The 13,799-nt window shown below is 71.1% G+C and carries 13 protein-coding genes; 10 read left to right on the forward strand and 3 right to left on the reverse strand.

Annotated features, from left to right (window positions below):
* The first annotated feature begins 751 nt into the window (after positions 1 to 751).
* Positions 752 to 1,936, forward strand: a complete 1,185-nt coding sequence (locus PGH47_RS11950; RefSeq protein WP_271663401.1) for a MarP family serine protease — start codon at positions 752 to 754, stop codon at positions 1,934 to 1,936.
* Between the two features lie 58 nt (positions 1,937 to 1,994).
* On the opposite strand, the gene PGH47_RS11955 is transcribed toward PGH47_RS11950, so the two are convergent.
* Positions 1,995 to 2,495: a GNAT family N-acetyltransferase gene (locus PGH47_RS11955; RefSeq protein ID WP_030958806.1), complete on the reverse strand. Its 501-nt coding sequence runs from the start codon at positions 2,493 to 2,495 to the stop codon at positions 1,995 to 1,997.
* Positions 2,496 to 2,565: 70 nt separating this feature from the next.
* Between PGH47_RS11955 and PGH47_RS11960 the strand changes: the two genes are divergently transcribed.
* On the forward strand, positions 2,566 to 3,471 hold the full coding sequence (locus tag PGH47_RS11960) for a TIGR01777 family oxidoreductase (protein ID WP_271663402.1): 906 nt from the start codon (positions 2,566 to 2,568) through the stop codon (positions 3,469 to 3,471).
* 171 nt (positions 3,472 to 3,642) lie between these two features.
* The gene (locus tag PGH47_RS11965; protein WP_271663403.1) at positions 3,643 to 5,022 is read left to right on the forward strand and encodes an NAD(P)/FAD-dependent oxidoreductase; all 1,380 of its coding nucleotides are present in this window, start codon (positions 3,643 to 3,645) and stop codon (positions 5,020 to 5,022) included.
* A gap of 112 nt (positions 5,023 to 5,134) precedes the next feature.
* Here PGH47_RS11965 and PGH47_RS11970 read toward each other — a convergent pair whose 3' ends face one another.
* The gene (locus tag PGH47_RS11970; protein ID WP_271663404.1) at positions 5,135 to 6,613 is read right to left on the reverse strand and encodes a regulator; all 1,479 of its coding nucleotides are present in this window, start codon (positions 6,611 to 6,613) and stop codon (positions 5,135 to 5,137) included.
* 281 nt (positions 6,614 to 6,894) lie between these two features.
* On the opposite strand from PGH47_RS11970, the gene lipB reads away from it, so the two are divergent.
* The 4 genes from lipB (at position 6,895) to PGH47_RS11990 (ending at position 9,969) form a co-directional block, all read left to right on the forward strand.
* Positions 6,895 to 7,692: a lipoyl(octanoyl) transferase LipB gene (lipB, locus tag PGH47_RS11975; RefSeq protein WP_107906970.1), complete on the forward strand. Its 798-nt coding sequence runs from the start codon at positions 6,895 to 6,897 to the stop codon at positions 7,690 to 7,692.
* Positions 7,693 to 7,797: 105 nt separating this feature from the next.
* Entirely contained in the window at positions 7,798 to 8,763 is a 966-nt protein-coding gene (lipA, locus tag PGH47_RS11980) for a lipoyl synthase (protein WP_271663405.1), read from the forward strand.
* 256 nt (positions 8,764 to 9,019) lie between these two features.
* Positions 9,020 to 9,220, forward strand: a complete 201-nt coding sequence (locus PGH47_RS11985) for an SCO2195 family GlnR-regulated protein (RefSeq protein ID WP_271663406.1) — start codon at positions 9,020 to 9,022, stop codon at positions 9,218 to 9,220.
* Positions 9,221 to 9,267: 47 nt separating this feature from the next.
* Complete coding sequence (locus PGH47_RS11990) at positions 9,268 to 9,969, forward strand: DUF4191 domain-containing protein (protein ID WP_030944413.1); 702 nt, start codon at positions 9,268 to 9,270, stop codon at positions 9,967 to 9,969.
* 98 nt (positions 9,970 to 10,067) lie between these two features.
* Here the strand turns inward: PGH47_RS11990 and PGH47_RS11995 are convergent, their stop codons facing one another.
* Positions 10,068 to 10,535, reverse strand: a complete 468-nt coding sequence (locus tag PGH47_RS11995; protein ID WP_107906967.1) for an RDD family protein — start codon at positions 10,533 to 10,535, stop codon at positions 10,068 to 10,070.
* A 199-nt stretch (positions 10,536 to 10,734) separates the two neighbouring features.
* Here PGH47_RS11995 and glnA point away from each other — a divergent pair, with 199 nt between their 5' ends.
* The 3 genes from glnA (at position 10,735) to htpX (ending at position 13,798) form a co-directional block, all read left to right on the forward strand.
* Positions 10,735 to 12,144 carry a type I glutamate--ammonia ligase gene (gene glnA, locus PGH47_RS12000; protein ID WP_125528402.1) on the forward strand — a complete coding sequence of 470 codons (1,410 nt, stop codon included), beginning with the start codon at positions 10,735 to 10,737 and terminating at the stop codon, positions 12,142 to 12,144.
* A gap of 108 nt (positions 12,145 to 12,252) precedes the next feature.
* Positions 12,253 to 12,519: an SCO2583/SCO2584 N-terminal domain-containing protein gene (locus PGH47_RS12005; protein ID WP_269642963.1), complete on the forward strand. Its 267-nt coding sequence runs from the start codon at positions 12,253 to 12,255 to the stop codon at positions 12,517 to 12,519.
* A gap of 361 nt (positions 12,520 to 12,880) precedes the next feature.
* Positions 12,881 to 13,798, forward strand: coding sequence for a zinc metalloprotease HtpX (gene htpX / locus PGH47_RS12010; RefSeq protein ID WP_271663407.1), 918 nt, complete (start codon positions 12,881 to 12,883; stop codon positions 13,796 to 13,798).
* Position 13,799 lies beyond the last annotated feature (1 nt).

Here is a 13,799-nt window from a genome sequence, read left to right on the forward strand (position 1 = left end):
GACGTCTCGCTCCCCCACCACCGCCTGATCTGGCCCCGCCGAGGCTGCCGCCCCGACCGTCCCCGCCCGCTCACCCTCCACCGCCCGCGAAGCCCCGGACGCCCCCGCGTCCGACGACGCCCGCTCCACAGGCCCCGCACCGCCTCTGCGTGCCCCCTCCACCCCGGTGGACTCGGGCCGCGCAGCGCCCACACCCCCACCGACCGCGCTACCCGCGGCCCCGTCCCCGGTCGCCTCCTCCCGCGCGCCGGCACCCTCTACGACCCCGCCGGCACCATCCCGCGCGCCCTCTACGACCCCGCCGGAACCACCCCGCGCACCCTCCACGCCCCCGCCGGAACCACCCCGCGCGCCCCCTAAGGCCTCGCCGGAAGTACCTTGCGCACCCTCTGCGGCCTCACCGGAAGCACCTCCCGCACCCCCTGCAGCCCCGCCGGAAGCACCTCGCGCGCCCCACCCCACCCCCGGTATCCGCGCAGCCCAAGGTATTCGTACGGCTCGAGGTCTTCGTCTCCCCCGTGTTCTCCGGAAGACCCTTCGGGTTACCCGTCGGAAGACAGACATGGTCCTACTGTCCGACGGATCCGGTCCGCCCGCGATGTGTGGTGTCACACGCAGTGGAACCATCGTCCCGGTCCGAGGCGTTTCTCCAGGTGCACGCGGCGTGGCCGGTTCCCGGCGGCGCGGTCGTGTGTGCTGATCAACAGGGGCTTTCCGCACGTACTAAGTGGTCCTAGGGAAAGGCGGCTCTGTGGACCTGCTCGACATCCTGCTGTTGCTGGTGATCCTGGCCTACGCGGCGTCCGGCTACCGCCGCGGCCTGGTCGCCGGCTGCGTCTCGCTCGCCGGTTTCGTCGGCGGCGCGGTGATCGGCGTATGGATCCTGCCGTGGATGATGGACCTGGTCACACCGGGTACGACACAGGCCACCGTGACCGCGGTGCTCACCGTGCTGGTCCCGGCCGTCGCGGTGCACGAGCTCGCGGGCCGGCTGGCCCTGCGGCTGCGCCGGGAGCTGGACCGCGGCCCGCTCAGGGTGGCCGACGGCGTCGGCGGAGCCGTGGCCAACTCGGTGGCCGTACTGATCGTCGCCTGGGTCGCCGCCAGCGTCCTCGCCGCCTCCTCCTCCCCGCTGCTCACCTCGGCGATCCGGGACTCCCGCCTGCTCGGCACCGTCCAGGACGCCATGCCGGAGACGACCCCGGCGTGGTTCTCGCGGGCCACCTCCGCCCTCACCGAGGCCGGCTTCCCGCAGGTCTTCAACCCGTTCGAGAACGAGTCGACGGCCGAGGTCGCCAAGCCCACCGGCGACAGCGTCACGGCCGCCGCGACGAACGCCGCCAAGCTCAGCACCGTCAAGATCGAGGGCTCCTCGGGCACCCAGGGCCGCGAGGGCAGCGGCTTCGTGTACTCCCCGCGGCACGTGATGACCAACGCCCACGTGGTGGCCGGCATCGACGAGCCGAGCGTCCGCGTCGGCGGCGTCGGGCGGTCGTACGAGTCACGGGTGGTGCTCTTCGACCCGGAGCGGGACGTGGCCGTGCTGTACGTCCCCGAACTGCGCGCCCCGGTCCTTAAGTTCGACGACGAGGCCGACCGCGGCGACTCGGCGGTCGTGGCGGGCTATCCGGAGGACGGCGACCTGAACCTCCAGGCGGCGACGGTCGCGAACCGGGTGCGGGCGACGGGCCAGAACATCTACAACGACGACACCGTCACCCGCGAGATCTACTCGATCCGCTCAACCGTCCGCCCCGGCAACTCCGGCGGCCCGCTGCTGACCACCGACGGCAAGGTGTTCGGCGTGGTCTTCGCCCGCTCCACCTCCGACGACGAGACCGGCTACGTCCTGACCGCGGCCGAGGTCGCCTCCGACGCCGGACGCGCGGCGAACGCGACCCGACCGGTGGACACGGGCGAGCTGGTCACTTCCTGAGGCCGCCCAAGGCGTGCGAAAGGCGCGCGGGATCGGTCGACGGCCCGTCGAGCCGGCTTCAGAGCGTCTGCCCCATGATCACGTCGTCCACGTAACCGCCCTCCAGGAAGAACTCCTCGGGCAGCACCCCTTCGACCACGAACCCCTCGGACTCGTACAGCTTGCGGGCCGGTGTGTTGTGGCCGAGGACCCGCAGGGTGAGCCGGCGCGCTCCCCTGCGGCGGGCCTCCTCGACCACCGCGCGGATCAGCGCCCGCCCGACGCCGTGCCCCCGCGCCTCGTCGGAGACGGCGAGGCCCTGGATCTGGCGCACATGCGCGTTCGAGGCGAGCGGGGTGGGGAATCCGAGACGGACGTAGCCGACGATGCGGCGGTCGAGTTCGGCGACGAGATGGTCACCGGGGGCGTGGCGCTCGTCGAAGAACGGCGAGTAGGGCGGCTGCGGGCGCGGCGTGACCGCATGCAGATGCGACCACGTGCGACGGTCGAGGAGGGAGAGTTCCTCCTCGTCGTCCGGCAGGGCGATGCGTATGTACGGAGACTGGTGGGGCTCGGGCATGAGCGCCACCCTAAGTCCCGGGTGCGCGAACCCGACCGGGGTTTTATGTGGTCAGAGGCAGGATGGAGTTATGGAACTTTCAAGAATCGCCGTGGCGGGCTCCTCCGGACTCATCGGCGGGGCACTCGTGCGCTCCTTGACGGCCGACGGCCACGAGGTCGTACGGCTGGTGCGCCGGGCGCCCAGGTCCAGGGACGAGGTGCGCTGGGACCCGGAGAACGGCTCGGTGGACGCGGCGGGGCTCGCCGGGTGCGCCGCGGTCGTCAACCTCGCCGGGGCGAACGTGGGCTCGCGGCGCTGGACGGAGGAGTACAAGGCGACGCTGCGGTCCGGCCGGGTGCGGGGCACGGCGGCGCTGGCGCAGGCCATCGCGTCGCTGAAGCCCGAGGAGCGGCCGCGGGTCTTCGTCAACGGCAGCGCGATCGGCTACTACGGCGAGACCGGCGGGCGCGCCGTCGACGAGAGCGCCCCGGCCGGCGAGGGCTTCCTGCCCTCCCTGGTCGTCGACTGGGAGGCCGCGGCGGCCCCGGCCCAGGAGGCGGGCGTGCGGACGGTGTTCCCGCGCACGGGGCTGGTGGTGGCCCGCGAGGGCGGGGCCTGGGAGCGGCTGTTCCCGTTGTTCAAGGCGGGGCTCGGCGGACGGATGGGCGACGGGCGGCAGTACTGGTCGTTCGTCGCGCTGCACGACGAGGTGGCGGCGATCCGGCATCTGCTCGACACCGACGGTCTGTCGGGGCCGTTCAACGTGACCGCGCCGCAGCCGGTGACCAACCGTGAGATCACCGAGGTCATGGGCCGGGTGCTGCGCCGGCCGACCCTGTTCGCGGTCCCCGCGCCGGTGCTGAAGACCGTGCTCGGCGAGATGGCGGGGGATGTGCTGGGCAGTCAGCGGGTGCTGCCGGCGCGGCTGCTGGAGTCCGGGTTCGTCTTCGCGTTCCCGGAGATCGAGGGTGCGATCAGGGCGGCCGCCGGGTAGCAGACCGGGCGGTCACCCGGGTCGGTATGCGACCACCGTGCGACCGTGCTCTGTCGATGCGCGACTGTTCCTGACCGATCACGGCCCTAACCTCGTCCCGAACTCGGGTATCCCCGGAGCCTGTTGGGGGCATGACGTCTCCACCGGCCGCGCAACCTCGAGGAGGGGCACGTGCTTGAGCCCGCGTACCAGGCGGACGTCGTCATCGTGGGAGCCGGGGTCGCCGGACTCTCCGCGGCGCATCGGCTGACCAGCGCAGGAGTAACGACCGCAGTCCTGGAGGCCGCCCCTTACCCGGGCGGCCGCATGTCGACCGAGAAGGTCGACGGGTTCCGACTCGACCGGATCGGGCAACTCCTGTCGACGTCGTACCCCGAACTACGCCTGACACCGGGCCTCGACGCACTCGCGCTGCGCCCGTTCGCCCCCGGCGTGCTGCTGCACAGCGACGGACGCCGGCAGCGCGCGGGCGCGGTACCGAGCGCGATGGGCGCAAGGCGCGCGAGGGGCGCACTGCACGCGGTGCGCGCCCTGGCAAGCGCCCCTCGGACGGGGGCCGCACGGGCCCCGGGGCAGTCCTCGGTCCCGAGGGTGCGCGCGGGCGCCCCGCTGGGCAGCGCCGTCGACCAGGCCCGGCTCGGTGCCGCGCTGGCCCGGCTGGCCTCCTCCCCCGTCGAACGGCTGCTGGCCCGGCCCGAGTTGCCGGCCGGCCGGGCGCTCGCGGAGCGGGGGGTTCCGGCGCGGACGGTCGACGGTTTCCTGCGGCCGCTGCTGGCCGCCCTGCTGTGCGACCCCGAGCTGACCACGTCCAGCCGGTGCGCGGACCTCGCGCTGCGCGCCTTCGCGAGCGGACGGCTGTGCGTGCCCGAGGGCGGCGCCGAGGCGCTGCCGGAGCTGCTGGCGCGCTCACTGCCGCCGGGCACGGTGCACACCGGGGTACGGGTGACGTCGATCGCCACGACGTCCGTGACCACCGCCGAGCACGGCGAGATACGGTGCCGGGCCGTGCTCCTGGCGACGGACGCCCGGACCGCCGCCGAGCTGCTGCCGGGCCTGCGCGTACCCGACTTCCACCCCGTCACCGTCGTCCACCACACGACCGACGAGCCGCCGACGACCGGCGCGTCCCTGCTCCTGGACGCCGACCGGGGCGGCCCGGTCGCCCACACGGCACTGATCAGCCAGGTCGACCCGACCCGCGCACCGGCGGGCCGGGCCCTGATCTCCTCGACGGTCCTGGGCACCCCGCCACCCGACATCGACACGGCGGTACGGATGCACCTCTCCCGGCTCTACGGCACCTCCACGTCCCGCTGGGAGACGCTCGCCGTGCACCACACTCCGGAGGCGGTCCCGGCGATGCGCCCACCGCACGACCTGCGCCGTCCGGTGCGCCTCCTGGCGGGCCTGTACGTCTGCGGCGACCACCGCGACACCAGCACGGTCCAGGGCGCCCTCCACTCGGCCCACAGGGCGGCGGCGGCCATCCTGACGGACCTGGGATCGGCGGGCTCACTGCACCGCGCGGAACCGTTACGGGCAGCGGCCTGAAGGCCAACCGCGCACCCGCGCCCCTTCAGGGGCGCGGGGAACTGCGCGATCAACCGCGACGGACCCGCACCCGGCACACAACCGGCCGGAGTCACGGCGCCGCCCCGTCGGCCTACCCCAGCGCGGCGACCTTGTCGCGATACCCCCGCACCGGCGCCGCGTCCCGATACGGCTCCAGCCTCCGCTCGAAGTCCCGGACGTACTCGACCGCCCGCACCGACCGCATCTCGGAGGCAGCGCCCGCCGCCTCCGCGCCCAGCGCACAGGCCTGGTCCAGCTCGCCGAGCCCGAGACGGGCGGAGGCGAGGACGACCCGGCTGAACAGCCGGCTGCGGGCGTAGGCGGGGGCGCGCAGTTGCAGGGAGCGCTCGGCGTGCTGGGCCGCCGCGCGGAACTGCTGCAGGTCCCGGTGGCAGTGCCCGAACTCGTCGGCGAGCTGGGCCTCGTCGAAGAAGCGGGCCCAGTACGGGACGTCGTCGCCCGGCCGGGCCCCTTCCAGGGAGCGCTCGGCCCGGACCAGCGAGGCCGTGCAGGCACGCACCTCGCCGAGTACGCCGTGTCCGCGGGCCTCGCAGGCGTGCAGCAGGGCCTGGACGACCGGCGGCGCGCTCGTGCCCACGCCCTGCTGGGCCACCCGCGCCAGCTGGACGGCCTCCCGGCCGTGCCCGAGGTAGACGGCCTGGCGGCTCATCGTGACGAGGACGTAGGAGCCGTAGGGCCGGTCCCCGGCGGCCTGCGCGAGCCGCAGGGCCTGCACGAAGTAGCGCTGCGCGAGTCCGTGCGCGGCGATGTCGTACGACGTCCAGCCCGCGAGGCGGGTCAGGTCGGCGGCGGCCGCGAACAGGCGCCGGCCGGTCTGCTCGCCGTAGGTGCCGCGCAGCATCGGCTCGCACTCGTGCTCCAGGTAGCGCACCAGTGCCTGCCGGGCGTGGCCGCCGCCGTACATGTCGTCCAGGGAGCGGAACAGCTCGCCGACCGAGCGCAGGGCGGCGATGTCACCGCCGGTGACCTTCTGCCCGGGACCGCGCTCGGCCTGGGGGCGCTGACGGGACGGGGTTCCCCCGGGTTCGAGCGAGGCCGGGAACTTCGGGGAGGCCACGGGACGGGCCTGGGCCGGGATGCGGGCGATCGGCTCGCCGCGGGCGACCTTGTCGTCGGCGCGGCCGATCAGCCAGTCCCGGCTGGGCACGACGAGTCCGGCCGGGGTGAAGGCGATCTTGCGCAGCTCGGCGTGGCTGCCGGAGTCCTTGCGCCACAGGCCGCTGACGATGTCGACGGCCTCCTCGGGGGTCGCGGCGAACTCCAGGCCCGCGTACACGGGTGCGCAGGCGTCGAGGCCCAGGTCCTGGGCGCTGAGCCGGCGGCCGAGGCGCCGGGTGAAGACCTCGGCGATCAGGGCCGGGGTCGTGCCGCGCGGCTGCTGCCCGCGCAGCCAGCGGGTGACCGATGTCTTGTCGTATCTCAGATCAAGCCCGTGTTCGAGGCCGAGCTGGTCCACCCGACGGGCTAGACCCGCGTTGGAGAATCCCGCTTCTGCGATGAGCGCGGCGAGCTGGCGGTTGGGAGTGCGCTGCGCGGGTCGTTCCGTCATCTGCGGTGCGGTCTCCTGCCTTTCGGGCCTCGCGGGGCCTTGTGGCCGACGAGTGCCCGGATTGCCGGTGAGCAGCCATTTTGGCCTCTCGAACGGCGCGAATGTAGCGGAGAGTAAGCAGCCGATCGCACATTTCGGCGTCCATTCATCCGATCGTGTGAGGATTGCCCCACCGGGCTGACGCGGGCCGCGGGATCGCACTCGAACGGGCCGGTCGTACAGTGGCGTAGGCACGCTTTGTGCCTTACGACGTTCTGGGCTCTTCCAGGGAGGCGCTTGCCGTGAGTGAGTTGCGGTTCGTCCGCATGGGATTCGGCGCGGAGGCCGTCGAGTACCAGCAGGCGTGGGACGAGCAGCGCCGGGTGCACGCGGCGCGGTTCGCGGACGAGATCTCCGACACGGTCCTGCTGCTCGAACACCCTCCGGTCTACACGGCGGGCCGGCGCACGGCGGACAACGAGCGGCCCCTGGACGGCACGCCGGTCATCGACGTGGACCGCGGCGGCAAGATCACCTGGCACGGCCCGGGCCAGCTGGTCGGCTACCCGATCCAGAAGCTGCCCCGTCCGGTGGACGTCGTGGCGCACGTACGACGGCTTGAGGACGCCCTGATCCGCACGTGCGCGGAGTTCGGCCTGGAGACCACGCGAGTCGAGGGCCGCAGCGGCGTATGGGTGCTCGGCGACCCGGTGGAGCAGCGCCCGGCGCTCGGAGGACTGGCCCTGGACTTCGACCCGCGGCTCACCGACGAGGAGTTCGACCCGCGGCTGAACGGCCCCGAGTACGCGCCCTCCAACGCCGGCCAGCGGCGCGAGGACCGCAAGATCGCGGCGATCGGGATCCGGGTGGCCAAGGGCGTGACCATGCACGGCTTCGCACTGAACGTGAACCCGGACAACAAGTGGTTCGACCGGATCATCCCGTGCGGGATCCGGGACGCGGGGGTCGCCTCGCTCGCCGCCGAGCTGGGCCGGGACGTCACCATCGACGAGGTGCTGCCGGTCGTCGAGCGGCATCTGCGGGACGTACTGGAGAACGCGGACCTGAAGCCACGACTGATCGAGACCGCGACCGCCTGAGGAAGGGAATCAGCCCGGAAGTCATGGGGTTGGCCTGACGGCAGGGCTGAGTAAACACGGGCGTACCCTGGTGTACGCCGACGAATCGAAGCACAGGGAGCCGACGTGTCCGCAGTCTCACCGGACGGACGCAAGATGCTGCGCCTGGAGGTCCGCAACAGCCAGACCCCCATCGAGCGCAAGCCCGAGTGGATCAAGACCCGGGCGAAAATGGGTCCCGAGTACACGAAGATGCAGAGTCTCGTGAAGAGCGAGGGCCTGCACACGGTCTGCCAGGAAGCCGGCTGCCCCAACATCTACGAGTGCTGGGAGGACCGCGAGGCGACCTTCCTCATCGGTGGCGACCAGTGCACCCGGCGCTGCGACTTCTGCCAGATCGACACCGGCAAGCCCGAGGCGCTCGACCGTGACGAGCCGCGCCGCGTCGGCGAGTCCGTGGTCACCATGGACCTGAACTACGCCACCATCACCGGCGTCGCCCGCGACGACCTGGAGGACGGCGGCGCCTGGCTGTACGCCGAGACCGTGCGCCAGATCCACGCGCAGACGGCCGGCCGCGAGGGCGGGCACACCAAGGTCGAGCTCCTCGCCCCCGACTTCAACGCGGTCCCCGAGCAGCTGGCCGAGGTCTTCTCCTCCCGCCCCGAGGTCTTCGCGCACAACGTCGAGACGGTGCCGCGGATCTTCAAGCGGATCCGCCCCGGCTTCCGCTACGAGCGCTCCCTGAAGGTCATCACCGAGGCCCGCGACTACGGCCTGGTCACCAAGTCCAACCTGATCCTCGGCATGGGCGAGACCCGCGAGGAGGTCAGCGAGGCGCTGAAGCAGCTGCACGACGCCGGCTGCGAGCTCGTGACCATCACGCAGTACCTGCGCCCGAGCGTGCGCCACCACCCCGTGGAGCGCTGGGTCAAGCCGCACGAGTTCGTGGAGCTGAAGGATGAGGCCGAGCAGATCGGCTTCTCCGGTGTGATGTCCGGTCCGCTGGTGCGGTCCTCCTACCGCGCCGGGCGGCTGTACCAGATGGCCGTCGAGAAGCGTGGCGCGTACGTCGCCTCGCAGGCCGTCTGATGGCACGGAGTGCCACTCGGCGCATGTGAATCTGCGCACAAGCAACCGGCTGCAAGCGGAATCCGATTGACGCGGTCCTGGACGTCCCCGCAGATAGGGGCCTCATCAGGGCCGCGTCAAGTTTTTCGGACGGCGCATTAAGGCTTCATTGGTGTTTGACCGGTCGGTCACGCCCTGGTAACACCAATCAGTGACCCTGGTTGTACACCCCGTGCACCACCCACCGAAGCCGCCATCCCGAGGGGGGACCTCCACCATGCAGGCCGCGCCGGTTCGCGCCACCGCCATCCCGTCGTTCACCACTGCACTGCGTGCCGTCGAGTCGCTGCTGATGAGCAGCGGCCAGCGCACCGCCCGCCGCAACGCCTGGACCTCCGTCCTGGAGGACCGCCGGCGCGCGAAGGACCGCGTGGAGGCCGAGCGCGTCCTCGACCAGACCCCCGCTCCCCGCCTCTGAGGGCGCTGCCGTCGAAGGCGCTTGTGCGGCCACGTAGACTTCGTGGCATGGCGAGGAAGGACACGGCAGCGGACGCTGCGAACCCCGGGCGACTCAAGCAGATCGCTCTGACCTACAAGATGACCCGCAAGGCCGACAAGAAGATCGGTCTTGTACTCGCGGCTGTCGGAATCGTCACCTTCGGTGTCTTCCTCGCGATCGGTTTCTTGATCGGTCACCCCATCTATCTCGGCATCCTGGGCCTGCTGCTCGCCTTCCTCGCGACGGCGATCGTGTTCGGGCGCCGGGCCGAGCGGGCCGCATTCGGTCAGATGGAAGGCCAGCCGGGCGCAGCAGCGGCCGTGCTGGACAACATCGGCCGGGGCTGGTCGACCACCCCTGCGGTGGCGATGAACCGCAGTCAGGACGTGGTCCACCGGGCCGTCGGCAAGGCCGGCATCGTGCTGGTCGCCGAGGGCAACCCGAACCGGGTGAAGACCCTGCTGGCCGCCGAGAAGAGGAAGATGAACCGCATCGTCGCGGACGTGCCGGTGCACGACATCATCGTCGGCACGGGCGAGGGCCAGGTCGAGCTGAAGAAGGTGCGGACCACCATGCTGAAGCTGCCGCGCGTGCTGACCGGCCCCCAGGTGACCGCCACCAACGACCGGCTCAAGGCCATGGGCGACCTGATGAGCAACATGCCGTTGCCGAAGGGCCCCATGCCCAAGGGCATGAAGCTGCCGAAGGGCGGGCCGAAGGCTCGCTGATCACCCCGTACAAGTAAGGGGGCGCCCGGTTCACACCGGGCGCCCCCTTCGTCGTACGGCCGTCTTCTCGCCGTGTCGGCGTCTTCGCCGTACCGCCGTCAGATGCGGACTTCCACGGTCTGTGCGAGCCGGTCGTGCAGGCCGCGGCCGTCGCGGTCCCAGATCAGGGCCGGGATGGCGACGCACAGCAGGGCCGTGCGCAGCAGGGCGCGCAGCGGGTTGACCGTGCCGCTCTCCAGGGCGACCACGCGCAGGCCGAAGAGGCGCTTGCCCGGGGTGAAGCCGACCGTGCCGACGGTCAGGACGCCCAGCACGAAGAACAGCAGCAGGGCCCAGTTGCTGGTCGCCTGGCCATAGCCGTCGGTGATGAGACCGTATGCGATCAAGACGCAGAGGCCCCAGTCCACGGCGAGTGCTCCGAGCCGTCGCCCCGGGCGGGCGATGGAGCCCGGCCCCTCCTCCGGGAGGCCGAGCTGCTGACCCCTGTATCCGAAGTCGACACCGGCGTCCTCGGCGGCCGCGCGGGGGCCCGAGAGCCAGGATCCGATTGCTTGCCTCTTGTCCACGCGACCACGGTACTGCGCCCGTTTTGGGATGTGGACAGGAGGGGTGAGGAGCGGGATGTCCGGTTAACGTGTGCGAAACAAATGGGTCACGCCCGAGAAATCACCCGTCCCTAGGGTCGAGGTCAGCGTGTGCCACCGCACTGGCCGCACGAACGAACTACCACCCCGGCGCGGACGGGCCGGGAGTAGGAGGAGCTGGATGTTCCAGAACGCTGACGAGGCCAAGAAGTTCATCGCGGACGAGGACGTCAAGTTCATTGATGTCCGGTTCTGCGACCTGCCGGGTGTGATGCAGCACTTCACGATCCCGGCCACGGCCTTCGACCCGGCCGAAGAGCTCGCGTTCGACGGCTCCTCGATCCGCGGCTTCCAGGCCATCCACGAGTCCGACATGGCGCTCCGCGCCGACCTGTCCACCGCGCGCGTCGACCCCTTCCGCCGCGACAAGACGGTCAACATCAACTTCTTCATCCACGACCCGATCACGGGCGAGCAGTACTCCCGTGACCCGCGGAACGTGGCGAAGAAGGCCGAGGCCTACCTCGCCTCCACCGGTATCGCCGACACCGCGTACTTCGGTCCCGAGGCCGAGTTCTACGTCTTCGACAGCGTGCGCTTCAAGACCGCCGAGAACGAGGCGTACTACCACATCGACTCCGAGGCGGGTGCCTGGAACACGGGCGCGCTGGAGGACAACCGCGGTTACAAGGTCCGCTACAAGGGTGGTTACTTCCCGGCCCCGCCGGTCGACCACTTCGCCGACCTGCGTGCGGAGATCTCCCTGGAGCTGGCCGCTTCCGGCCTCCAGGTCGAGCGCCAGCACCACGAGGTGGGCACCGCCGGCCAGGCCGAGATCAACTACAAGTTCAACACGCTGCTCGCCGCGGCCGACGACCTTCAGCTCTTCAAGTACATCGTGAAGAACGTCGCCTGGCGCAACGGCAAGACCGCGACCTTCATGCCGAAGCCGATCTTCGGTGACAACGGCTCGGGCATGCACGTCCACCAGTCGCTGTGGACCGGCGGCCAGCCGCTCTTCTACGACGAGGCCGGTTACGCGGGCCTGTCGGACACCGCCCGCTACTACATCGGCGGCATCCTCAAGCACGCCCCGTCGCTGCTCGCCTTCACCAACCCGACGGTGAACTCGTACCACCGTCTGGTGCCGGGCTTCGAGGCGCCGATCAACCTGGTGTACTCGCAGCGCAACCGCTCCGCCGCGATGCGTATCCCGATCACGGGCTCGAACCCGAAGGCCAAGCGCGTCGAGTTCCGTGCGCCCGACTCCTCCGGCAACCCGTACCTGGCGTTCTCGGCCCTGCTGCTCGCGGGCCTGGACGGCATCAAGAACAAGATCGAGCCGGCCGAGCCGATCGACAAGGACCTCTACGAGCTGGCTCCCGAGGAGCACGCGGGCGTCGCCCAGGTCCCGACCTCCCTCCCGGCCGTCCTCGACCGCCTCGAGGCCGACCACGAGTTCCTCCTCCAGGGCGACGTCTTCACGCCGGACCTGATCGAGACGTGGATCGACTACAAGCGCGCGAACGAGATCGCCCCGCTCCAGCTGCGTCCGCACCCGCACGAGTTCGAGATGTACTTCGACGTGTGATCGACGCCTGACCGAGGCAACCACGCCCGCGCCCCCGCTGTCGTACCGACGGCGGGGGCGCGGGCGTATGTTCTATTCTGCCGGTGACACGACACGGGGGTGGACGGGATGCCTGAGCACGAACAGGACGATCACGAGCGGGAGTTCGACCTGCGGTGGGCGGACAACGCCGAGCACAAGGAGCCCTCGGCACGGGCCCGCATGCTCGCCGCCCGCTGGAAGGAGAACCCGCCCGAGCCGCAGCCCTTCCGAGCCGACCCGGACCATGTCGCCTCCCGCGGCCGGTCGTCCTGGGTGTCGACGACGGTGATCCTCGGCAGCGTGGCCGCGTTGATCGTCCTGCTGGGCTACATCAACTTCCGAGCGCCGTACTAGCCGCGCGCCGGGGCGGGTCCCACCGGGGAGGGCGGCCCGATATTTCCCGCGACCGGGATGTGTCCTCCGGCGTCGATATTTCCCGCGACCGGGATGTGTCCTCCGGCGTCGATATTTCCCGCGACCGAGCCGTCTCCTCCGGCCTACGATCACCCGACGGATCGGGCTGAGCGGGGGCGGGTATGGGCCGGAGCCCGCTCCTTCACAGCCTTCGTCGCCCCGTAGCCGCCGTCCGCGACCACGCCGTCCCCGACGCACAGGAACCCTTTGCCGCTCCTAGGGTCCTTCGGGACCGCTTCATGGGGTGGGGCGGAGGCACACTGGGCAGTGGGACGAGTGCCTGAGTGCGGGGTGGTGCAAGATGCAGAGCCGCTTCCGGAGTGATCGGCAGTTGACCGCTCGTATGGGCGTCACGCTGTTTCTGCTCGGGTTGTTGTACGTGGGTTTCGTGGCCGCGCTGGTCGTGCTGCTGAAGTCCTGGGTGCTCGTGGTGGTCGTGGCGGCCGGTCTGCTGGGTGCGCAGTACTGGTTCTCCGACCGGGTCGCGCTGTTCGCGATGCACGGGCGGGTCGTGGAGCGGGAGGAGTTTCCCGCGCTGCACGGGGTCGTCGACCGGCTGTGTGCCATCGCCGACATGCCTAAGCCCGTCGTCGCCGTTTCGGACATGGACATGCCGAACGCGTTCGCGACCGGGCGCAATGCCGATCACGCCGTGATCTGCGTGACCACGGGGCTGCTGCGGCGGCTGGAGCCGGACGAACTGGAGGGTGTGCTCGCGCACGAGCTGTCGCACGTGGCGCACAAGGACGTCGCCGTCATCACCGTCGCCTCGTTCCTCGGGGTCATCGCGGGGCTGATCGTGCGGTTCGCCTTCTACAGTCAGCTGTTCGGCGGCGGGCGCCGGGACCAGAACACGGCCGCGATCTTCGCCGCCGTGCTCGGGGTGTCCGCGGCCGTCTACGCGATCAGCTTCCTGCTGATCCGGGCCCTGTCCAGGTACCGCGAGCTCGCCGCCGACCGGGCCGCTGCCCTGCTCACCGGGCGGCCCTCGGCCCTGGCGTCCGCGCTGACCAAGGTCTCCGGCGACATCGCCCGGATCCCGACGAAGGACCTGCGGACGGCGCAGGCCTTCAACGCCTTCTACTTCACCCCGGCGCTGGGCCGTGACCCCGGCATCGCCCAGCTCTTCTCCACCCACCCGAGCCTGGAGCAGCGACTCGAACAGCTGGGGCGGATCTCCGCCGAGCTGGGCGAGGCGGCGGCTCCCGAAGGGGCGTGAG

Source organism: Streptomyces sp. HUAS 31 (assembly GCF_028198125.1).
Classification (GTDB): domain Bacteria; phylum Actinomycetota; class Actinomycetes; order Streptomycetales; family Streptomycetaceae; genus Streptomyces; species Streptomyces chartreusis.

What these genes read in the sequence shown, in the direction of transcription:
- PGH47_RS11955 (WP_030958806.1), bottom strand. Translation starts at nt 2,495, where the DNA reads ATGCCCGAGCCCCACCAGTCTCCGTACATACGCATCGCCCTGCCGGAC.
- PGH47_RS11960 (WP_271663402.1), top strand. Translation starts at nt 2,566, where the DNA reads ATGGAACTTTCAAGAATCGCCGTGGCGGGCTCCTCCGGACTCATCGGC.
- PGH47_RS11970 (WP_271663404.1), bottom strand. Translation starts at nt 6,613, where the DNA reads ATGACGGAACGACCCGCGCAGCGCACTCCCAACCGCCAGCTCGCCGCG.
- PGH47_RS11985 (WP_271663406.1), top strand. Translation starts at nt 9,020, where the DNA reads ATGCAGGCCGCGCCGGTTCGCGCCACCGCCATCCCGTCGTTCACCACT.
- PGH47_RS11990 (WP_030944413.1), top strand. Translation starts at nt 9,268, where the DNA reads ATGGCGAGGAAGGACACGGCAGCGGACGCTGCGAACCCCGGGCGACTC.
- glnA (WP_125528402.1), top strand. Translation starts at nt 10,735, where the DNA reads ATGTTCCAGAACGCTGACGAGGCCAAGAAGTTCATCGCGGACGAGGAC.
- PGH47_RS12005 (WP_269642963.1), top strand. Translation starts at nt 12,253, where the DNA reads ATGCCTGAGCACGAACAGGACGATCACGAGCGGGAGTTCGACCTGCGG.
- htpX (WP_271663407.1), top strand. Translation starts at nt 12,881, where the DNA reads ATGCAGAGCCGCTTCCGGAGTGATCGGCAGTTGACCGCTCGTATGGGC.